General features: G+C 63.8%; 21 protein-coding genes. 5 read left to right on the top strand and 16 right to left on the bottom strand.

Going from position 1 to position 18,909, the window contains the following annotated elements; genetic code table 11:
- Positions 1-218: 218 nt before the first annotated feature.
- From dsbG to dsbD, 3 genes are read right to left on the bottom strand one after another with little or no spacing between them, the layout of a single operon-like run.
- Positions 219-992 (bottom strand): thiol:disulfide interchange protein DsbG, encoded by a 774-nt coding sequence (dsbG, locus tag V3B30_RS01490; RefSeq protein WP_126928426.1) that lies wholly within the window; start codon positions 990-992, stop codon positions 219-221.
- 27 nt (positions 993-1,019) lie between these two features.
- Positions 1,020-1,838, bottom strand: a complete 819-nt coding sequence (locus V3B30_RS01485; RefSeq protein WP_126928425.1) for a TlpA disulfide reductase family protein — start codon at positions 1,836-1,838, stop codon at positions 1,020-1,022.
- Complete coding sequence (gene dsbD / locus V3B30_RS01480; protein WP_262082582.1) at positions 1,835-3,772, bottom strand: protein-disulfide reductase DsbD; 1,938 nt, start codon at positions 3,770-3,772, stop codon at positions 1,835-1,837. The genes V3B30_RS01485 and dsbD overlap by 4 nt, the downstream gene beginning before the upstream one ends.
- 140 nt (positions 3,773-3,912) lie before the next feature.
- Between dsbD and V3B30_RS01475 the strand changes: the two genes are divergently transcribed.
- Positions 3,913-4,581: a response regulator gene (locus V3B30_RS01475; protein WP_262082581.1), complete on the top strand. Its 669-nt coding sequence runs from the start codon at positions 3,913-3,915 to the stop codon at positions 4,579-4,581.
- Positions 4,578-5,906, top strand: coding sequence for an ATP-binding protein (locus V3B30_RS01470; RefSeq protein ID WP_262082580.1), 1,329 nt, complete (start codon positions 4,578-4,580; stop codon positions 5,904-5,906). Before V3B30_RS01475 ends, V3B30_RS01470 begins: the two co-directional genes overlap by 4 nt.
- Positions 5,907-6,028: 122 nt before the next feature.
- On the opposite strand, the gene V3B30_RS01465 is transcribed toward V3B30_RS01470, so the two are convergent.
- From V3B30_RS01465 to V3B30_RS01455, 3 genes are read right to left on the bottom strand one after another with little or no spacing between them, the layout of a single operon-like run.
- Positions 6,029-6,346, bottom strand: coding sequence for an SMR family transporter (locus V3B30_RS01465; RefSeq protein ID WP_201119173.1), 318 nt, complete (start codon positions 6,344-6,346; stop codon positions 6,029-6,031).
- Positions 6,343-6,657: an SMR family transporter gene (locus V3B30_RS01460; protein WP_262082579.1), complete on the bottom strand. Its 315-nt coding sequence runs from the start codon at positions 6,655-6,657 to the stop codon at positions 6,343-6,345. The genes V3B30_RS01465 and V3B30_RS01460 overlap by 4 nt, the downstream gene beginning before the upstream one ends.
- Positions 6,657-7,241, bottom strand: a complete 585-nt coding sequence (locus V3B30_RS01455) for a TetR/AcrR family transcriptional regulator (protein WP_262082578.1) — start codon at positions 7,239-7,241, stop codon at positions 6,657-6,659. The genes V3B30_RS01460 and V3B30_RS01455 overlap by 1 nt, the downstream gene beginning before the upstream one ends.
- A 426-nt stretch (positions 7,242-7,667) precedes the next feature.
- Here V3B30_RS01455 and V3B30_RS01450 point away from each other — a divergent pair, with 426 nt between their 5' ends.
- The 3 genes from V3B30_RS01450 (at position 7,668) to V3B30_RS01440 (ending at position 9,707) form a co-directional block, all read left to right on the top strand.
- A complete protein-coding gene (locus tag V3B30_RS01450; RefSeq protein ID WP_262082577.1) occupies positions 7,668-8,423 on the top strand; it encodes a tetratricopeptide repeat protein in 756 nt (251 codons plus the stop codon).
- Between the two features lie 456 nt (positions 8,424-8,879).
- Positions 8,880-9,236: a hypothetical protein gene (locus V3B30_RS01445; protein ID WP_262082576.1), complete on the top strand. Its 357-nt coding sequence runs from the start codon at positions 8,880-8,882 to the stop codon at positions 9,234-9,236.
- An 81-nt stretch (positions 9,237-9,317) separates the two neighbouring features.
- Entirely contained in the window at positions 9,318-9,707 is a 390-nt protein-coding gene (locus V3B30_RS01440; RefSeq protein WP_262082575.1) for a hypothetical protein, read from the top strand.
- A gap of 90 nt (positions 9,708-9,797) precedes the next feature.
- Here V3B30_RS01440 and V3B30_RS01435 read toward each other — a convergent pair whose 3' ends face one another.
- From V3B30_RS01435 to V3B30_RS01390, 10 genes are all read right to left on the bottom strand, one after another.
- Positions 9,798-10,424: a nucleotidyltransferase family protein gene (locus V3B30_RS01435; protein WP_315973618.1), complete on the bottom strand. Its 627-nt coding sequence runs from the start codon at positions 10,422-10,424 to the stop codon at positions 9,798-9,800.
- Positions 10,400-11,461 (bottom strand): XdhC/CoxI family protein, encoded by a 1,062-nt coding sequence (locus V3B30_RS01430; RefSeq protein ID WP_262082573.1) that lies wholly within the window; start codon positions 11,459-11,461, stop codon positions 10,400-10,402. The genes V3B30_RS01435 and V3B30_RS01430 overlap by 25 nt, the downstream gene beginning before the upstream one ends.
- Before the next feature lie 9 nt (positions 11,462-11,470).
- On the bottom strand, positions 11,471-13,675 hold the full coding sequence (gene paoC / locus V3B30_RS01425; protein ID WP_262082572.1) for an aldehyde oxidoreductase molybdenum-binding subunit PaoC: 2,205 nt from the start codon (positions 13,673-13,675) through the stop codon (positions 11,471-11,473).
- On the bottom strand, positions 13,675-14,625 hold the full coding sequence (locus V3B30_RS01420) for a xanthine dehydrogenase family protein subunit M (protein ID WP_262082571.1): 951 nt from the start codon (positions 14,623-14,625) through the stop codon (positions 13,675-13,677). The genes paoC and V3B30_RS01420 overlap by 1 nt, the downstream gene beginning before the upstream one ends.
- Entirely contained in the window at positions 14,622-15,269 is a 648-nt protein-coding gene (paoA, locus tag V3B30_RS01415) for an aldehyde dehydrogenase iron-sulfur subunit PaoA (protein WP_262082679.1), read from the bottom strand. Before paoA ends, V3B30_RS01420 begins: the two co-directional genes overlap by 4 nt.
- A 367-nt stretch (positions 15,270-15,636) precedes the next feature.
- Positions 15,637-15,969, bottom strand: coding sequence for a hypothetical protein (locus tag V3B30_RS01410; RefSeq protein WP_262082570.1), 333 nt, complete (start codon positions 15,967-15,969; stop codon positions 15,637-15,639).
- A gap of 126 nt (positions 15,970-16,095) precedes the next feature.
- Entirely contained in the window at positions 16,096-16,611 is a 516-nt protein-coding gene (locus tag V3B30_RS01405; RefSeq protein ID WP_262082569.1) for an Ohr family peroxiredoxin, read from the bottom strand.
- A 21-nt stretch (positions 16,612-16,632) separates the two neighbouring features.
- On the bottom strand, positions 16,633-17,400 hold the full coding sequence (locus tag V3B30_RS01400) for an SDR family oxidoreductase (protein ID WP_262082568.1): 768 nt from the start codon (positions 17,398-17,400) through the stop codon (positions 16,633-16,635).
- 129 nt (positions 17,401-17,529) lie between these two features.
- Positions 17,530-18,555, bottom strand: a complete 1,026-nt coding sequence (locus V3B30_RS01395) for a LysR family transcriptional regulator (RefSeq protein ID WP_262082567.1) — start codon at positions 18,553-18,555, stop codon at positions 17,530-17,532.
- A complete protein-coding gene (locus V3B30_RS01390) occupies positions 18,552-18,860 on the bottom strand; it encodes a sigma factor-like helix-turn-helix DNA-binding protein (protein WP_262082566.1) in 309 nt (102 codons plus the stop codon). The genes V3B30_RS01395 and V3B30_RS01390 overlap by 4 nt, the downstream gene beginning before the upstream one ends.
- Positions 18,861-18,909: the final 49 nt, after the last annotated feature.

Genomic DNA, 18,909 nt, shown 5'->3' with positions numbered 1-18,909 from the left:
AGCCAATGCTCCCAGCCACTAGACATGAGATCGAAATGAATGCTGCGCGCGGAATGCTGCGCACAATTGATGATCAAAGACTGGAGCTATTCGCAGTAGATGTGACAGCTCTACGAGGAGCGAGCGTTCCCTCGCCCCTCAAAAGTGAATCCGGCAGGCAACCCTGAAGTGTCCGCCTCTGGCCAGAAGCGGACTTCTGTTGCGTCCTTGCCAATGAACTAACGCGAACCAAGTACTTCAGGCAATTTTTCTGGGCGTGGCATTCCGTTGTACTTCTTGAGCGCGCCATCCTCATCGCGAACGACGATGCCGGGGGTTCCACGGAAGCCCAGCGCAGTCATCAGCATCTGGTTCTCATCCAGGGCCTTCCTTACATCGGCCGGAATGCTCTTGGCCGGCGTGATCCCGCCGCGATCGAACTTGTTTTCGTTCTCCCGGAATGCTGCGGATCGATCGGGAGCACCTAGAATCGCCGCGGCCTTGTTCGGACTGTCCTCTCTGATGACCCCAACCAGCACGTGCCGCAGTTGAACCTTGCCGGCATCCACCCAAGGGCGAGCAGCTTTCCAGAAGAGGTGGCAGTAGGGGCAGTTGGCGTCGGCAAACGCGTAAATGACGCGCGGCGCACTCGCCTTCCCGTCTAGAACCCAGGTGGATGATTCCAATTCAGCCCAAACGCGATCCGCTGTCGGTTTGGCCACCAGTTGCTGTAGTTTTGCACTGTCGATCCTATTGCCATTTGCATCCAGACGCGTGCCGACGATCACATTCCCGTCATTCATGAGGTATGCCGCAATCGGCTCGTCGCCTGCGGCCGCAGCAAAGGCGCGCATCCCCCCTCCTGCATCGAACTCTTTCATGATGGTGAGACCTTGCTGCTCCAATGCCCTCACGGCAGGCGGGTTCTCCGAATTCTGTGCCTGACTGCAACCACTAACCAGCAAGAAACAGATTGCCAAGGGAAGGCGATACTCATTCTGGTTCTGAGACATGAATCAATTGCTCCATACTTTTGTTGGCTACTGCGAGTCTTGCGCAAAGCGGCGCATTATCGTGTTCTTCAGGCTCGCCATCGTCAGCTCACCGAGGTGTGAATCCACCAAGCGCCCATCGCTATCGAAGAAGAGCGTCGTAGGCAGTGCTCTCGCCCCCATCACGTGCATCGCGGTGGATGTTGGGTCACGCAAGACATGGTCAAACGAGAGGCCCTCTCGCTCAAGGAAGGCTCGAATTTCTGGCGCGTGCTCGCCTTGATTGACCATGACGAAGGCGACCTCCGGGAAGTCCGCTTGCGCCCGTTCCAACATCGGCATCTCCCGACGACAGGGAGGGCACCAGGTTGCCCATAGATTCACTACGACAGGTCGGCCCGCATACGAGCTCAAGGCAACTTGACGTTCATCAAGCGTCGTCAGCTGAATATCTGGCAGAGGAGGCGCAGAACTCTGCAGCAGCGCGATCACTCCGCCCGCGGTGAACCAGGCAACGACTCCGGCCATCACGCCAGCCGCTACTGGCAGTCGCAGCGGGCGTGCCGATCGTGTGCGCCAAACGACAAAAAGCAGGGCAGCCAGTACGCCTACCCACAGCGAGTAGCCGCCATCGCCGATCGCGATCATCGACCATGGAGACTGGACGTACTCCTTCCACCAAAACGCAATGTATCCAAGCCGAGCAGCCAACAGTCCTACGAGAACGGCATCGAACAGCAGGCTTCCCGCAATCTTGCGGGGTGAGCCGGGCGACCTGGAGGCCAGTATGCGCGCCGCCAGCCAGGCAACCAGCACAGAGATGGCGACGATCACTATGTCAACGGAGAACGGACCGATGCTGATCATGGTGCCCCCGCCGCATCAAGCCGGTCCAGGAAGCTGCCCGCATCTATTTCGCCTACCACGCGCTGCGCCCTGCGCTCCTTGCCATCAGGATCGATCAGGATCAGCGTGGGCGGCCCTTGGACCTGCCAATGCTTGAGTAGTGACTGATCTTCGGCATCGTTGCGAGTCACATCTGGACGAATGATCTGCATGCGTGCCAACCGCGCAGCCACATCCGGATTCCCAAACACCTTGCGCTCGATCACATGGCAACTGATGCACCAGTCGGCGTAGAAATCGATCAGGGTCCACTGACCACGTTCGACCGCATCCGTTAAGCGTGCATCTACATCGTCCACCGTTTTAGCCTGAACGTAGTCAATTTTCTGGGTCGTTGCTGCAGCGACTGAAGCGTGTGTACGCAAATGCGCCAACGGCTGCCATGCCGACTCGCCACCGGATGCACCTCCCAAGAGCATGAGGACAGACCAGAGCCCCCCAAGGGCCGCACCGGTGCGAAGCGTCCATGCCAATCGCGGCTTTTCCGGTACTGCACGACCCCAGGCGAGCAGACCGATAGCAACTGAAAGTGCCCATGCGCCCCAGAGGACCAAGCTTGCGGCATCAGGCAGGAATCGGGTCAGCATCATGATCGCCATGCCGACCATCACGTAGCCGAACGCAACGCGCACCCTATCCATCCATGCTCCAGGCTTGGGCAGGACTCTGGCGCCGAACACCGCAATGGCCAGGAGTGGCAGCCCCATGCCGATGCCAAGGGCGAACAGCACAAGCCCGCCATAGAACGCGCTGCCGGTCTGGCCTATGTATAGCAGCGCGCCAGCCAGAGGCGCGGTCATGCAGGGGCCAACAAGTAGCGCCGAGAGGAAGCCCAGTGCAACAGCGCTCGTGATACTCCCGCCGGCCCGTCCCTGCCCTGCTGCATTGAGACGATTGGCCAGTGCAGAAGGTAGGCGCAGCTCGAACAGGCCGAACAGCGAGCTTGCCAAGACAAGAAACAACAGAGCGAAAGCCCCAAGGAGCCAAGGGGATTGCAGTGTCGCCTGGATGTTGGCGCCAGCCAGTCCCGCCGCAACCCCCACCGCCGCATAGGTTCCGGCCATCGCCAGGACATATGAGAGAGAGAGCAACACCGCACGCCGTGTGTTCGCCTGGCTCCCAACGACCATGGTGGATACGATAGGAATCATCGGCAGCGTGCAGGGCGTGAACGCCAGTAGCAATCCGAAGCCAAAGAACAGCGCTATTCCGGCCACTGGCCCGAGTGTTGCGAGCTTCTGAGCAGCAGACTGATCTTCAGCCAATTCCGTAGCGGCACTGGCGTCGATTGCCCCCGAAGATGACCTCTCTTTTTCTCTTCCAGCTGCACCTGCTGGCGGCAACGTGGCAGCCGGGCCATTGCTGGCGGACAATGTGGCTCGTCGGCTGGAAATCTCTGACGCGGGCGCTGTGTGTGCTTTGCTTGCGGGCGCCGAAGGTACTTCCTTGAGCTCCGGAAGCGTTACTTGCATGGTTTGCGGTGGGTAGCAGACACCGGCTTCTGCACAGCCTTGCCAGTGCAACGTCAATACGCCGGACTCCAACGCCGGCCACTTCAAGCGAAAGGCGTCACCCGTATAGATTTCTGTGTCGCCGAAAAATTCATCATGTTTCGGCTGCCCGGCAGGAAGGTTCAAGCCTATCTCTTGACCTCTTGCGTCAACCAACTTGATCGAGTGGCGATACACATAGTAGTCATCTGCGACATGCCCTTGTACCGAGTACAAGCGGCCGTCCTGTTGCACAGGCTGCAGTCGGAAGACTTCTGCAGCGTCCAGGAAAGTCTGCTCGTTACTACCCCATGATGAAAAGAGACCGTTCGCCCACGTGCTGCCAATCGCGAAGCAGAACAGTAGAACGGCCGCAGCTAAACGACGATAGAAAGCCAAACCCACGCACTCCAATTTGGGGTACGTGGAGCATGCATCCACTCGATTAAGTGAGAATAAAGCAGCGTGAAGGACTGCCGGGCAGCTGACACAATGCTGGCTCCTCGCCTAACATCACTACTCGATCGAAGCAAGGCGAGGCGGGCATGCGAGTGCTGCTGGTTGAGGATGACGAGCTGATTGGCAAAGGCATTGTGGCTGGCTTGCGTGTGCATGGCATTGCTGTGCATCACGTTGGGACGGCAAAAGACGCTGAAGTCATTCAACAGGAAGAAATTTTTGATGCCTTGATACTCGACCTCGGTCTTCCCGATCGAGATGGCATGGACCTGCTCAGCAGCATGCGGTCTTTTGAGTCAAATCTCCCGGTACTGATCCTCACCGCACGTGACGCAATCGAGCATAGGCTTAAGGGCCTGCATGGAGGCGCGGACGACTATTTGGTCAAACCATTCGATCTGCGTGAACTTGCGGCCAGGCTGTACGCGCTGGTCAGGCGCACGCAGGGCCGAGCAGCTCAGGTGATCGTGGCGGGCCCCTTGCGTCTGGAGCCGGAGAGCGGATTGGCTTGGCTGCGCGGCGAACCTGTCGCCTTGTCTCGGCGGGAAATTGATCTTTTGACGCACCTGGCCAGTCTTGAGGGGCGCTGGGTCCCCCCCGATCTTCTGAATGAGCGCTTCTACGGGCTCAATGAAGATGTCAGCAGCAATGCACTCAATGTGCATATCCACAACATCCGGCGCAAGCTTGGTACCGACGCGATCGAGACGGCAAGAGGGTTGGGCTACCGACTGGGATGGAGGCCCACATCATGAGTCTGCGGCTTCGGGCAGTCATGATTACTGGGGTTTCGCTGATCCTTCTTTGGGTATCTGCCGCCGGCTGGATGATGCGCGACATCCACTCCAAGCTCGACCGGACCCTTGACGGCCGCCTCGCCATGTCGGCGCGCATGGTGTCGGGACTTCTTGAGCGAGCGGCACTGGCGCCGAGTCCAGGAAACTCAAGCTTCGCCGATGTGGTGCGCTTCAGTGGCGAGGAAGGCATCGCATGCGAGATCAGGTCCATGCGCGGACAGCTGCTGGCTCGAACCACGACAGGCCCCCATTCGGATCTCGAATCATTGCCCCTTGGCTTTAGCACCCGAGAGGTGCTTGAGCAGAAGTGGAGAATCTACGTTCTTCACGCCAATGGCTATCAGATCATGACAGCCGATCGCGTTGATCGACGGGACGCGCTGACCAACGAGTTGCTGGGGGCTGCTGGAGTGCCGTTTCTGATTGCCTTTCTCGGCGGACTGGCCGCGCTATGGATGGGCATTGGACGGGGGCTGGTCCCGCTGAAAGTACTGTCCCAGCAATTGCGTGACAAGCATGCGGACGATACGTCTCCAATTGCCGTGAGAGATTCCCCCTCGGAGCTGCGTCCGGTGCTGGACGCAATGAATGGCCTGCTGAAGCGCTTGGCACAGGCACTGTCCAGCCAGCGGGCATTTACCGATGCCGCCGCGCACGAGCTGCGGACACCACTCACTGTGATAGATACGCATCTGCAGGTGGCTCGACTCAGCGAGGGTGAGGACGTGATGCTCTCGCTTGCCAGTGCACAGGAAGGAGTGAAGCGCCTGGAACGGACGCTGCATCAAATGATGATGCTTGCGCGCGCAGAGGCCTCGATCATCGAAGGGGACGAGTGCCTCTCGATTGTTGAGGTCGTCAACAGTGTCGCCCTGCAGAACAGCGACATCTCCCGAGATCGCATCACGTTGATCATGGAAGGGGGGGATGCAGGCAGCACCGTTCCTAGATCGATGCTTGAAATCGCGGTTCGAAACCTGGTGGACAATGCTCTGCGCTACTCGCTACCAGGCAGCGCGGTCGAAATCCGAGTGAGCTTCAACAGTTCTGGGCGATATTGCTCCGTGTGCGTTGCCGACCGTGGCCCTGGCCTGACTTCAGAGCAAACCAAGCAAATCGGACAACGATTCTGGCGTGGAGACCAGGGGCGACAACGCGGTGATGGCGCGGGCCTGGGCATCTCAATTGTCCGCATCATCGTTGAGCGCTTCGGGGGGCGACTGGATATGAGGCCAAGAGAGAATGGCGGATTGGTCGCGGAGCTCATTGTTCCATTGCCATAGCCACGGGCGAGCTTCCCTACCGCCGCGTGGATTGTGGACGATTCTGAATTCCTTCGACTGAGCTCAACGGCATCCGACCTTCCTGAAAGAAGGTCGAATTTCGATCAGTGCCTTATAGGTTTTCAGCCTGCGAGCTTCATGACAGTCAACGCGCTCACCATCAGGGCGAGGTAGCCAATCTTTCTCAATGAGGCTTTCTCGCCCCAGAAGGCCATCCCTACGACGACTGTACCCAGGACGCCGATGCCTGTGTACGCAGCGTAGGCGATGGATATGTCGATTGTATTCATTGCCAGGTACAGCAGATAGAGCGAGCTGGACATGCCCAGTGCATGCAGCGGGATTCCCCTGAGGTATCGACCTGCCGACACTTCCCGTATGCCGACAACGACCCCGACTTCCAGCAAGCCTGCGAGCAGAAGATAGATCCAGCCAATCATTCTTTGACCTCGCGCTTGATCTGGACAATGCAGAACAGGACAACGGCGATAGCCGCCGCAGCTACCGCGCTGAAGGGCTTTCCGAACCACACGGTATCCAGAATGTAGGTTCCGATGGTGCCGAACGTCACGAAGAACACGTAGGAGGTTGAGGCCCCCAGACGCTTGGTTGCCATTACCAGGAAGAGGAAGCTACCAACGATACACACCAGGGTGACAACCCACTCCGCCAGGCTGCTTGCGCATTTGAGTCCAATTGCCCACGCGACTTCGAGGCCACTTGCGATGACTAGATAAAGCCATTTAGTCACTATCGACCGCTCCGGATCATCGATCCATTCTCCGAAAGATCCGCAATTTCAGAGAAAATGGATGCCCAGTCATTGTCATTAAGCGAAGAGAGTCCAAAATAGCGAAGAACAAACGCGCCCTCTGTGGCCAGATATGCAAGGCGCATCCGCTTCCCCTCTGGGGTGCGGACATCCAACGCCAGTAGCCGCTTGTCATGCCAACTCCGCAGCCATGAAGTGAACTGACGCTCATCCATGAGGGCGATGATCTGACACGCTGCTCGGGTATTTAGTTCGTGCTCATCATCTGTAATCGCGACGTGATGGCGAATAAGCTCCTCGGCCGTCAACGTGTTAGCAGCAGTGCCAGCCATAGCCTGAAGGCGCTGATCGTATTGGACAGCCCAGCGATCGAGCATGGCCTGGATCAGTCCATGACGATTGCCGAAACATGACTGCACACCCCCCTTGCTGATGCCGGCTGCTTTCGCTAAGGCGTCAATCGATAGCGCGGCCGCGCCTTGCTCGCCGACTATCTGCTCTGCCATGTCCAGGACGTGGTCCCGATCGATTGTTCTTGTCTTTCCCATTTCAGCATATTTCAATACATACGGACGTATTTCAATATGAGGAGCACCGCATGTCAAGCCTCGGCCGGGCTATCGGAGTGTTCAAGAAACAGATCGCCTGGTTGGTCTCCGTCTTACAGTGTCGGCAATCGGCTAAGTGAATTGGGGTGAGCGACCACCCCAAAGGAGAACGAGCCCTGCAGCCGTTGCTAGGAGACTGAAGTTTGCTGCGGGTTGTAAGGGGCTATTCCATACCCGTTCTTTCTCCTGCTGAGCCTGCGCTCCTGTCAGAAGCGCAGGCCGCCCCCCCCCCCCGATAACGCGCGCTTATCGCGACTTGAGAGGCTTGGCGGGCAGCGGGGCCATTCGCGTGATCTTCAGCCTGGCCACGTCGCCCAGCCCATTGGCGCCCCACCCCTCCCCCACTATAGTTCCACCCCTCATAAGGACGAGGCGGCACACATGCCCTATATCGGAATCGGACTCCACGTACTGGCGGCCATCTACTTCGCGGTGCACGCCATCCGCTCGGGCCAGAGCCTCTACTGGCTCATCCTGCTCTTCTCGTTTCCACTGCTCGGCAGCGTCGTCTATTTCCTGGCGATCTACTTCCCGGAAGTCCGTCACTCGCGCGGCGCCCGGCAGGTCGTCCGCTCCGCCAAGCAGCTCATGGACCCGGGCCAGGACCTGCGAAACGCTCGCGCCGAGCTGGCGCGCACGCCCACCGTGCAGAACCGTGTTCGCCTGGGCATGACACTGCTTGATGTCGGCCAGGCGGAGGAAGCCAGAAACCTGCTTGAGCAGGCGGCAAGCTCGCCACTGGGCGACGACCCCTACATCCTGACCGGCCTTGCCCGTGCCCGCCTGGAGTCCGGGCACGCCGCACTTGCAGTCGAGACGCTGGACGGCCTGTTTGCCCGCCATCCGGATGTGCGTCGCAAGCCGGAACAGACCCTGCTCCATGCGCAGGCGCTAGCTGCTGCACAGGCACCTGGCACCCGCTCCGCGTTCGAGCGTGCTGTGGAATGTGGCAACGATGCGGCTGCGCGCTGCCTCTACGCCGAGTGGCTGATGGCACAACCGCAGCCCGCCGACCGTGAGCAGGCCCGCAGCCTGTTCGACAGCATCATCGACGATGCCCAGCACTGGTCGCGCCACGCGCGCAGCCACAATGCCGCATGGCTGGAGCGGACCAAGGCCGCGTTGAAGGGCTACTGACGCCTGGCGGCCTTTGGCAATCCTGTCGCATCCGCCTCGCTCACGGCTCCACCGGGCGGATGCCGACACTCGTCAGGCGTGCACCGCCGACATCGACAACAGCCTTGCGGCGCAAGGCTCCAGCCTCATTGAGCCGTATGCAACGATTCTGAAAATGTTGAATGTGGTGACGGCATCGGCCTTACTGCATTGGCATCACGCATAGGTCCGCGTATTCCTTGCCCTGCCACCGTGCATCGGTGGTCGGGATTCGAAACCCCGGTTGTGTGGATGTTGCTCGCACTTGCCAGCCGGCACTGCTTCGCGCGGTGCCGGCTGGCAATCCGTCAGTCGGCTATGGCGGGCGGTGCGTGGAGGCCTTGCGCCTGCCCGGTCATCCACACACGGGGTTTCGAACCACGCACCGTCCGCCACCTTTTAGGTGGCGGCTTCTGCATGCACGCAAGGAGCCCAGCCATGGCCCAGCCCCACTCCCCTGCCCCGCACCCGATCCACGACGCGCCGGCCAACGGCCCCGCGTTGGATCCGAACACGCTCATCGCCCTGCTGCACAGCATCGGCTCCGGCGCCGCCTCCGACGGCCAGCCCTGGCCTGAGCGCCACCAGATGCCAGGCCGACGCATCGCCTTGGCCGACACCGACTGCTCCTTGGCCGGTCTTCGCGTGGTGCTGGAAATCCTGCTGGCCGCACAACGTGCCCGCGAGAACGGCGAGTTGGAGCAGTACGTCGGCCCGCGCGTCATGGAAGGCCTGATCATGGCCGGGTTGGGACTCACGGCGCATGCCATCGATCGGGTGCGCCCGGAGGGTTGAGTGGCCTGCTGCCGCTGGGCGGCCACAGCACTGTGCCTCACGGCAGTGGTCGCGGCACAGCTTTGGTGGTCGGCGCCGCCCGTGCCTGAGCAGCTCGCGTTCCAAAGCATCAACGACGATCGATTCTCACAACTGCGCCGCCAAGCGATGCAGTTCGTGCAGTCTCGGCCACGACAGGGCTTCCAGTTCGTCGAGCGGCATCGAGATGCCGAGTTCCAGGTTCATTGCCGAGGCATACCAGTGCTGTGGCTGGAGAGGCGCTCACAACATCTGCTGCTGCGGGTCTCGCTGGACGCGGAGCAGCGGGCGCCCGCCGTTCTGCCGCTTCGTGCGTTGCTTCAATGGCAGCTGCAGCCGATGGGCTATTTTGAGCAGGTGCTGGCTGGCGTGCCGGAACCTGTTCTGTTGGAGCGGGTGCTGCAGATGTTCGCGGGCGAGGTGCATGAGGGGGTGCGATGTGGCATGCAGTAGTCAAGTATGGCTCGACTCTACAGAGCCGCGGCTGCGAGGGTTCGGGGCTAGTCACCTGCGCGACGGGCATTGGTCCAGTGATCACGCGACTCACCGCACGGCATCGATCCAGCCCGCAAGGCGCGCACGCGCGAGATCTTCTGGCGTGTCGATGTCCAGGCCCAGCTCCGGCGCTTGAAGGGCATGCACGGCATCGATGGGAAGCTGCCTCAAGCGCGCCCCGAAGCCGTGGTCACCGCTTGCACCCACCTGATTGAACCATGCGCGCGGCACGACTGCAGGAACGCCAAGCGCGTCTCCATGACGGGTGCCAGCGCACCCTGACGCCGAGGCGCGGGCACCCAAAAGCAACGCCTGCAGATGGGAGTGCCCGATCGCGGGCTGGTCGCATGCTACGACCATCACGGCGGCCACCGTGGGCAGCAGGTGTGTGCCTGCAACCTGCAGGCTGCTGGCCAGGCCGCGTTCCCAGTGGTGGTTGGTTACCGGGGTGGCATCCAGCCCGGCAATGCTGGATGCCACGGCCTGTGCGTTCGCGCCCACCACCACCAGCACCTGCGAAGGCGCGAGCTCCAAGGCCAACCGCACTACGCGATGTACAAGGGTCTCGCCCTGCCGGGTCAGCAGCTGCTTGGGCTGGCCAAGCCGGGTGCTCCCGCCCGCAGCAAGCACGACGACTGCATGCGCGGCGGTCACGTGCCGGCGGTGCTTCGCCATTGCTGCAGCTGCGCCGCGATGCTGAGCGAAATCGCCTCCGGTCCCCGCCCGCCGATGTTCAGGCCGATGGGCGATCGAAGTCTGGAAGACAGGCGGTGGCGCTGATCCGGTGTCAGCAGCTTGAACAGATCCTCACGCCTTCGCCGCGGACCCAGAAGTCCAATGAAGGCAACCTCGGTATCGGCCAGGGCCACCAGCGCCTCGCGGTCCAGTTCGAAATCGTGATGCATCACCAGTACCGCGTCGCACGGGTCGGCATGGAGGGCCTCGGCCGGGCTGGCCTGGAGATGCGCATCCGCGCCCTGCCCCGCTGAGGCCCAGCGCGCCCGCCGTTCGGCCACGCCGACCCGCCATCCCAGGCCCCGCAGTAACGGAACCAGGAAGGGCGTTTCGGGACCGCCCCCCAACACCAGGGCCCGCGGAAGCCGGGGCAACGGCAAACGCCACGCTGCTTCTCCAAAGGGCTGTGTGTCGTCCATCGGGTTCAGCTGCCATGCCTGCTCACGACGGCCGGCGCGGAAGACGATCTGCCCCGACGTGCGAAGGTCGCGCTGGAGTGACACGCCCTCGCGCAGCCAAGCCTCGATCACGTCGTCGATGCCGGACATGGCACGCAATGGCAGAAGCGCAATCCGAAGCCGGCCGCGGCAGCCGAGCGCGGACCCACTCAACAGGTCGTTGTCACTGCGGGTGTCGATCTCGATCCAGTCGACCTGCCCTGCCGCGCTCACCTGCTCCGCGCGTCGCGCGAGCTCGGGCTCCAGGCATCCGCCGCTCAGCCAGCCGACCTGGCTGCCGTTGCAGAACAGCACCATGTCGCCGGCACCGGCGTAGGTGGAGCCATCGGTTTCCAGCACCAGCGCGAGCACGGCCTGCTCCCCCGCGCGCAGGTGCGTCAAGGCCGTCTCGAGCACGCCGCGTGGGCTGCCTTCGGTGAGGAAGCCCGGCGCTGCGGCCAGGTGACCGGCAGGATCCCTGGGCTCCACTCCTTCTGCCGCAGAGGCCTCCAGGGCGGGTGAGGCGACGGTTCGATCCATGCGCAAGGGTCAGCCCACGTCGGGCAAGCCGGGCAACAGCTTGTCCAGGGTGATGGGATAGTTGCGCACGCGCACACCGGTGGCGTTGTAGACCGCATTGGCGATCGCGGCCCCGACCCCACAGATGCCCAGCTCACCCACGCCCTTGGCCTTCATCGGCGAGATCACCGGATCCAGCGTGTCGAGGAAGACCACCTCCTGGTACGGAATGTCGGCGTGCACGGGAACCTCGTAGCCCGCAAGGTCGTGGTTGACGAACAAGCCAAGCCGCTTGTCGACCACCAGTTCCTCCATCAGGGTCGCGCCCGCACCCATCACCATCCCGCCGATGACCTGGCTGCGTGCAGACAGTGGGTTGAGAATCCGGCCTCCATCACATACGGCAAGCATCCTGCGGATGCGCGTCTCTCCGGTGTAGGCATGCACGGCGACCTCGCAGAAATGCGCTGCATAGGTGCCGACGTCGTACCCCTGCTTGAACTTGCCGAAGGCAATGCCGTCCTCTGCCGACAGTGTGCCTGCTTCGGCCAAGTCGATGGTCCGCCCACCCGCTTGGATAAGGCCATTGGCGAAGTTTGCGGTGTCGCCGTCGAAGCCCAGTTGCTCGCCCACCTTGCGGCGCAGGCTGACGCACGCCGCGTACACGCCTGCAGTGGAGCTTGCCGCGCCCCACTGGCCGCCGGAACCGGCGGAGGCCGGATGGCGGGAGTCGCCGAGGGTGACCTGGACCCGGTCCAGCGGTACGCCCATGGTCTCGGCCGCCGTCTGCGCGATGATCGTGTAGGAGCCGGTGCCGATGTCGGTCATGTCGGTTTCCACGATCACCCCACCCTGGCCGTCAAGCCGGACCCGCGCCGCCGACTTCATCGTCGGTGCACCGCGATAGCCTGCGGACACGCCCATGCCGACCAGCCAGTGCCCTTCCCTTACCTGCGCCGGCTTGGCGCTGCGCTTGTTCCAGTTGAAGCGTTCCGCGCCCTCGCGCAGGCAGCGCACCAGGTTGCGGTCGGAGAACTTCTTGCTCGGATCGCCGGGTACGACCTCGGGTTCGTTGAGGATGCGGAATGCGATCGGGTCGAGGCCCAGCTTCTCGGCCATTTCGTCCATCGCCACTTCCAGCGCCATGTGGCCCGGTGCTTCGCCCGGCGCGCGCATCGCATTGCCTTCGGGCATGTCGAGCGTGGCGATGTAGTTGGCCACCAGGCGGTTGGCGCCTGCATAGAGCTTGGGCGTCTGCAGGGTGCCGTTCTCGCCGTCCTCGCCGTTGATGTTGCCCGACCAGTTCTCATGAGCGATGGCGGAGATCCTGCCGTCTTTCGCGCAACCGATCCGGACGCGTTGGATGGTCGCGTGCCGGTGCGTGGTGTTGTTGGGCATCAACGGGCGTTGCAGCGCGATCTTCACCGGCCGCCCGACCTGCTTGGCGGCCAGTGCGGCCAGCACTGCATCGGCGCGGATGAACAGCTTGCCGCCGAAGCCGCCGCCGATATAGGGCGAGTCCACACGCACCTTGTCGGGATCGATGCCGAGGATCGCCGCCATGCCCTGCCTGGCCCAGTCGATCATCTGGTTCGCCGTCCACAGCGTGAGCGTGTCGCCTTCCCAGGCGGCGATGGTGGCGTGCGGCTCCATCATCGAATGACTTTCGTCGGCTGTGTGGTAGATCTCGTCCAGCTTGGCCGCCGCGCTCGCGTAGGCGCTGTCGAAATCGCCGAGCGTCTGCCGGTCGGGCTTGCCGTCGCGCCCCTTGGCCGGCGGCGCGGACGGCGCCAGCGCTGGGAAATCGAAGCGCCCCTTGCCGCGCTCGTAACGGGTGCGGATCAACGCCGCAGCGGCGCGGGCCTGCTCGAAGGTCTCTGCTACCACGCAGGCAATGGCCTGGTGGTAATGGGCGACCTCGGACCCGCCGAACAGCGGCGCGTTGTTCCAGTTCGATTTGCCGACCGGCTTGGTTTCCGGTGCGGTGATGACCGCCAGTACGCCGGGGGCGGCACGTGCACGGGAGGCATCCATCGAGATGATGCGTCCCTTGCCGATGCCCGCGCCGACGATGTAGCCGTAGACCTGGTTTGGCGCGACGTCATGACGCTCGTAGGCATAGGGGGCGGTGCCGGTGGTCTTGCGGGGGCCGTCGATGCGCGGCGTCGACTTGCCGACGACCTTGGCCTTGTCGAACAGGTTGTCACCGGCGGGGGCGTTGAATTCAAGGGCCATCAGCGCTCTCCTTCGGCCAGCACGGCGGCGAGTGTGCGCTCGGCGAGCGCGATCTTGAACGCGTTCTCCCGCGTTGGACGGGCACCGGCGAACACCTGTTGGGTCGCGGCCTTCACGCCGTCGCGCAGCAGGGGTTCGGCTGCCTCGATGCGCCACGGCTTCGGCGCGACCCCACCGAAGGCGAACCGCGCCGAGCCGTCACGTTGCACGACCGCGGCGACCGACACCAGTGCGAACGCATAGGACGCGCGGTCACGTACCTTGTGGTACACGTGCCGGCCGCCCAGCGGTTCCGGCAGCGTGACGTGGGTGATCAGCTCACCGCGCTGCAGCACGTTGTCCTGCTGTGGCTTGTCGCCCGGGGAACGATGGAAATCGGCAATCGGGATGCTGCGCGTGCTGCCGTCACCCTTGACGGTCTGGACCGAGGCGTCCAGCACCCGCAGGGCCACCGCCATGTCGCCCGGATAGGTCGCGATGCAGCTGTCCGAGGTACCGATCACGCCCATCTGCCGGGAAAACCCTTCGAGCGCGCCGCAGCCTGATCCGGGCAGGCGCTTGTTGCAGGGCAGATGGGGGTCGTAGAAGTACGGACAGCGGGTGCGCTGCAGCAGGTTGCCGCCGGTGGTGGCCTTGTTGCGCAGCTGCCCGGACGCACCTGCCACGATCGCGCGGGTCAACACTGCGTAGTCGCGGCGCACGCGCTCATGCGAGGCCAGCGCGGTATTGCTGACCAGCGTGCCGATGCGCAGGCCGCCGTCGTCGGTGGGTTCGATCCTGTCCAGGCCGATGTCCTGCACGTCGACCAGGTGCGTGGGCGTCTCGACCTCCAGCTTCATCAGGTCGAGCAGGTTGGTTCCTCCCGCCAGGAACTTCGCGCCCTCGGTGCCGGCGACGGCCCTGGCGGCCTCGGCCGAGGATTTCGCGCGTTCGTAACTGAAGGCCCTCATGAGCGCCTCCCTTCAGGCGTCACGCCAGCGACCTCTTCCATCGCCTCGGCGATGTTGGAATAGGCGCCGCAGCGGCAGAGGTTGCCGCTCATGCGTTCGCGCATTTCCATGTTGGTGGCCCGTGGCCGTGCGCTGACGTCCGCCTGCACATGGCTGGGGACACCCCGCTTGATCTCGTCCAGTACCGCCACCGCCGAGCAGATCTGCCCCGGCGTGCAATACCCGCACTGGTAGCCGTCATGCTTGATGAAGGCGGCCTGCATCGGATGCAGGTCATCAGGGGTTCCGAGGCCTTCGATGGTGGTGATGGCATCGCCCTGGTGCTGCACTGCCAGGCTGAGGCAGGCATTGATGCGCTCACCGTTGACCAGCACAGTACAGGCCCCGCATTGACCGTGGTCGCAGCCCTTCTTGGTCCCGGTCAACTTCAGATGTTCGCGCAGGGCGTCGAGCAGCGTGGTCCGCGTGTCGAGCTCAAGCTCCCGGCGCGCGCCGTTGACGGTCAACGCCACCGTGCTGATGACCGGCGGCCTGGGCGGCGGGGACGCCGCCAGTTCGGCGGCGAGCGATGACGCCCCCGGTGCGGCGGACATCGCCATGGTCGTGGCGCCGCCGGCGATCACCTGGCGACGCGTCAACTTCATTCCTTCGTCCCAACTTGGCACAGTGACCTCCTGGCGTTCGGGGAAACCCCGTGGCTGGATGGACGCGCTCAGACTACCCAAGGGGCACTATGCCCGGCTGGGTAGTACAGATCTGTGAAGCCTGTCCAGGGTGTGCCGGCATCGTCGGCCGAGCCTACTGGCCGGTCATCTTCAACGCCGCCTCTGGCAAACGTGCGCCTGGTGGACAGCGTAGTGATGCCCAGGTAAAGCCGCCCGGATAGGCCCACGGCGCGCCGTGGGCTGGTCTGCGGAACTGCGCCATGCGGCGCTCGGATATGGTGTCGCGTCGGTGGTCAGCAACCGCTGTGGTCCGGGCGAGTTGCCACGGCCGTGCATGATGCTGGACTCATTGCCGTGTGGATCGGCTGCGGGTAGACGCCAGAAGGATGAGCAGCACATAGCAGGCCAACGCCCCCAGGGCCAGGCCCATGGGCTCGAGTTCCCAGTTCCTGCGGTACGCAGAAGGCCCGATGACGGCCCAGATCAGCAGGAGCGCCCCAATCACGAGCATGGTCTTGTTGGCTGCTGAGATGAGCTTGGCTTCAGAGGAATACCCTAGATTGGGGTCGAACGGGCCGAGCATCCAGCCGAGGCTCTTGAAGTAGTCACGTGCAAGAAAGAACAGGAAGACAAACACCCCCATGAGCACGCTCGCCAGCAGCTGATAGTGCGGTTCCATGGCAGCCTCTTGAGGGGATCTGGCGTTTCCACGCGTAGACGCCCCGCAGCTTAGCCGGATTTACATGAGGAGTGCATCCGTTGGCCGGAAGCGGACGTCAGGGCAATAGTCGAGCATGGTTCGACTCTACAGAGGCGCAGCCTGCGGGCCGACACGCACATGCACCACATGGCTGATGCCACGATGGAACATCTTGGCGTATGGGCAGACACGTTCGGTGTTGCGCACCAGTTCGCAGGCCAGGTTCGCATCCATGCCGGGAAGATGGACCACGATCTCGGCAGACAGCAGGTACAGCCCATCTGCCGGATCACGGGCGAAGGTGACCGCCACTTCGACGCTGGGGTTGTGCAGCAGCAGGCCGGCACGCGCGGCCACCAGTACCATGGCACCGTGGAAGCAGCCGGCGTAGCTTGCGGCCAATAGCTGCTCGGGATTGGAGCCGCCGCCAGGCCCACCGAGTTCCGGCGGCAGGCGCAGGTCCACCGCCAGTGCACCGTCGTCCGATCGCACCACGCCGGACGCGCGCCCGTGCCGGGTCTGGCCGCCGCTCACCCGCACGCGGCCGGTGTACACCGGCTGCACGTCGTCGCCTTGGTAGCGGTCCAGCATGGCGGGCGAAGGTGGCTTCAGCTCGGTCATTGGCAGGCGATCGATGGCCGCTCAGGCGGGCTGCCGCTGCAACAGGCCGGACTGCTGCAGCCAGGTTTCGAAGCCGACCTGCCCCAGCCACGCCCGCCCCACCGGCACCAGCGTATCGATCTGCAGCGGCGCACCGAAGTACAGGGCCTCGGCGTCTGCCACGACCTGCCGCGGGTCGCCGGTCTGCTGCAGATACTGCCTGGCCAGATCCGCCATCGCGGCGCGCTGGGGGCCCGCAATTTCCACGACGCCATTGCGGGGTGGCTGCTGCGCGATGCGTGCCACCGCTTCGGCAACATCCTCGGCGGCAATCGGCTGCACGTCGGCGGCGGGCAGGCGCAGGGTCGCCCCATTGCCGGCTGACTGGATGATGCCCGGCAGGAACTCGAAGAACTGCGTGGAATGGATGATGGTGTATGGCAGGCCCGAATCGCGGATCAGGCGCTCCTGGGCGATCTTGCCGCGGAAGTAGCCGCTGGCCGCAAGCTTGTCGGTGCCTACGACGGAAAGCGCAACGTGGTGGCGTACGCCGGCACGGGCGGCGGCGGCAAGGATGTTGTGGCCGGCGGTGACGAAGAACGAAAGCACTGCTGCGCCTTCGAACGAGGGCGAGTTGGCCAGGTCCACCACCACGTCGACGCCGTCCATGGCGGCGTCCAGGCCTTCACCGGTCAGCACATCCACGCCGGTGGAGGGCGCGGCCGCCACGATGTCATGCCCGGCGGTGCGCAGGCGCTCCACCACCTTGCTGCCGATGCGGCCGGTACCACCGATGACGAGGAATTTCATGACGTGTCTCCTGGAATGTAGAAGGGGCGACCGGCTGTGGCCGGGCATGCTGGAAGCGTAGGCAGCGTGGGTGCGGGGCAGTAGGTCCGCGCTGGGGCGCGCACTGTTGCCCGGCACGCACCAATGCGTTCAGGCCCAGGCGGGCTGTGCGCCTGGCTGGGCGGCCTGTTGGCGTGCTTCCCAGTGCGAGATCACATCCAGTTCGAGCGCGCGCACCCGCTGCGTGCTGAAGTCGATGAAGGCCCGCACGCGCTTGGGCAGCTGGCGGCGGCTGAGGTAGCACAGGTAGTGGCCGCGATCGAGCGGCGCATGCCGATCCAGGCAGGTCACCACCCTGCCCGCCCACAGCGCTTCACGTACCTGATAGCTGGGCAGCTGGGCGATGCCCAGCCCGTCGATGACTGCCTGCAGCGCCAGGTCGGCATCATTGAACACCAGTGCCGCCGGCGGCTGCAGGTGCACATCGGTGCCGTCGACCCGGAATTCCCAGGGCTGCATGCGTCCGCCCGGCAGGCGCCGCCCGATGCAGGCGTGCGTGGACAGCGCATCCACCGAGGCCGGTAGACCCTGCGCCTGCACGTACGCTGGTGATGCACACACCACCAGCTGCATCGGCACCAGCTGCTTGGCGATCACCTGGCTGTCTTCCAGCAGGCCGTCGCGAAACGCTACGTCGATGCGGTCACCCGCCAGGTCGGGGGCCTGCTCGTCCAGCAGCAGTTCTACCGAGACCTGCGGGTACTCGGCGCGGAAGGCGGCCAGCAAGGGGGCGATCACCCGCCGGCCGAAGCCGTGGCTGGCACTGATGCGCAGGTGCCCGCGCGGCGGCCCCTCGCGCAGGTCGCGCATTTCCTCCAGCGCCTGCAGGATGCAGTTCACGCCCGGGTTGCAGCCCTCCAGGAACAGCTCCCCTTCGCGGGTCAGCGTGGTCGAGCGCGTGGTGCGCAGGAACAACCGCACGCCCAGCTGGCTTTCCAGCTTCTGCACGCTGCGGCTGACGGCCGAACGGCCGATGCCGAGGCGGTCGGCCGCGCGGGCGAAACTGCCCTCGGCCGCCACTGCAATGAAGGCCAGCACGCCGGCGTAGCTGGTGGAGAAGGATGCATTGAGCGCATCGTGGCCGTCGCTGGCCGGGCTGGGCTGTGCGGTGTTCATGGGCGGCCTGGCTCCAGGCGGGCACGTTGCGCCTGCAGGTGGTTCCGCGCCAGCGCCAGGCGCTGCCTGCACGCGGACAGGTCGAGCCCCAGCAGGGGCACGATGTCCTCGAACCCGGCGCCCAGTACGTCGTGCAGCAACAGCACCGCACGTGCATCGGGCGGCAATTCACGCAGTGCGGCCAGGAAGGTCTGCCAGACCTGTTCGCTGGCAGGGCGGAATGCGGTGCGCAGGTGCGATGAGGTGTCCATGCCCGGCAGACGGCCGAGCATCGGCCGCTGTGACAGGCCATTGGTGTTTTTCATGCAACAGCGTGCGGCCCGGCCCCGGCCTACCGGCTGTGCGGACGCAGGC

Source organism: Stenotrophomonas sp. SMYL41 (assembly GCF_036319965.1).
Lineage (GTDB): Bacteria > Pseudomonadota > Gammaproteobacteria > Xanthomonadales > Xanthomonadaceae > Stenotrophomonas > Stenotrophomonas maltophilia_R.
This window is presented reverse-complemented; position numbering and strand designations above follow the sequence as displayed.

Excerpts from the sequence above, each read along its gene's own strand:
- paoC (WP_262082572.1), bottom strand. The coding sequence starts at position 13,675 with ATGGCCCTTGAATTCAACGCCCCCGCCGGTGACAACCTGTTCGACAAG.
- V3B30_RS01405 (WP_262082569.1), bottom strand. The coding sequence starts at position 16,611 with ATGACCGAGCTGAAGCCACCTTCGCCCGCCATGCTGGACCGCTACCAA.
- V3B30_RS01450 (WP_262082577.1), top strand. The coding sequence starts at position 7,668 with ATGCCCTATATCGGAATCGGACTCCACGTACTGGCGGCCATCTACTTC.
- V3B30_RS01395 (WP_262082567.1), bottom strand. The coding sequence starts at position 18,555 with ATGAACACCGCACAGCCCAGCCCGGCCAGCGACGGCCACGATGCGCTC.
- dsbG (WP_126928426.1), bottom strand. The coding sequence starts at position 992 with ATGTCTCAGAACCAGAATGAGTATCGCCTTCCCTTGGCAATCTGTTTC.
- V3B30_RS01430 (WP_262082573.1), bottom strand. The coding sequence starts at position 11,461 with ATGGATCGAACCGTCGCCTCACCCGCCCTGGAGGCCTCTGCGGCAGAA.
- V3B30_RS01470 (WP_262082580.1), top strand. The coding sequence starts at position 4,578 with ATGAGTCTGCGGCTTCGGGCAGTCATGATTACTGGGGTTTCGCTGATC.
- V3B30_RS01435 (WP_315973618.1), bottom strand. The coding sequence starts at position 10,424 with ATGGCGAAGCACCGCCGGCACGTGACCGCCGCGCATGCAGTCGTCGTG.
- V3B30_RS01390 (WP_262082566.1), bottom strand. The coding sequence starts at position 18,860 with ATGAAAAACACCAATGGCCTGTCACAGCGGCCGATGCTCGGCCGTCTG.
- V3B30_RS01475 (WP_262082581.1), top strand. The coding sequence starts at position 3,913 with ATGCGAGTGCTGCTGGTTGAGGATGACGAGCTGATTGGCAAAGGCATT.
- V3B30_RS01485 (WP_126928425.1), bottom strand. The coding sequence starts at position 1,838 with ATGATCAGCATCGGTCCGTTCTCCGTTGACATAGTGATCGTCGCCATC.
- V3B30_RS01410 (WP_262082570.1), bottom strand. The coding sequence starts at position 15,969 with ATGGAACCGCACTATCAGCTGCTGGCGAGCGTGCTCATGGGGGTGTTT.
- paoA (WP_262082679.1), bottom strand. The coding sequence starts at position 15,269 with ATGAAGTTGACGCGTCGCCAGGTGATCGCCGGCGGCGCCACGACCATG.
- V3B30_RS01420 (WP_262082571.1), bottom strand. The coding sequence starts at position 14,625 with ATGAGGGCCTTCAGTTACGAACGCGCGAAATCCTCGGCCGAGGCCGCC.
- V3B30_RS01465 (WP_201119173.1), bottom strand. The coding sequence starts at position 6,346 with ATGATTGGCTGGATCTATCTTCTGCTCGCAGGCTTGCTGGAAGTCGGG.
- V3B30_RS01400 (WP_262082568.1), bottom strand. The coding sequence starts at position 17,400 with ATGAAATTCCTCGTCATCGGTGGTACCGGCCGCATCGGCAGCAAGGTG.
- V3B30_RS01445 (WP_262082576.1), top strand. The coding sequence starts at position 8,880 with ATGGCCCAGCCCCACTCCCCTGCCCCGCACCCGATCCACGACGCGCCG.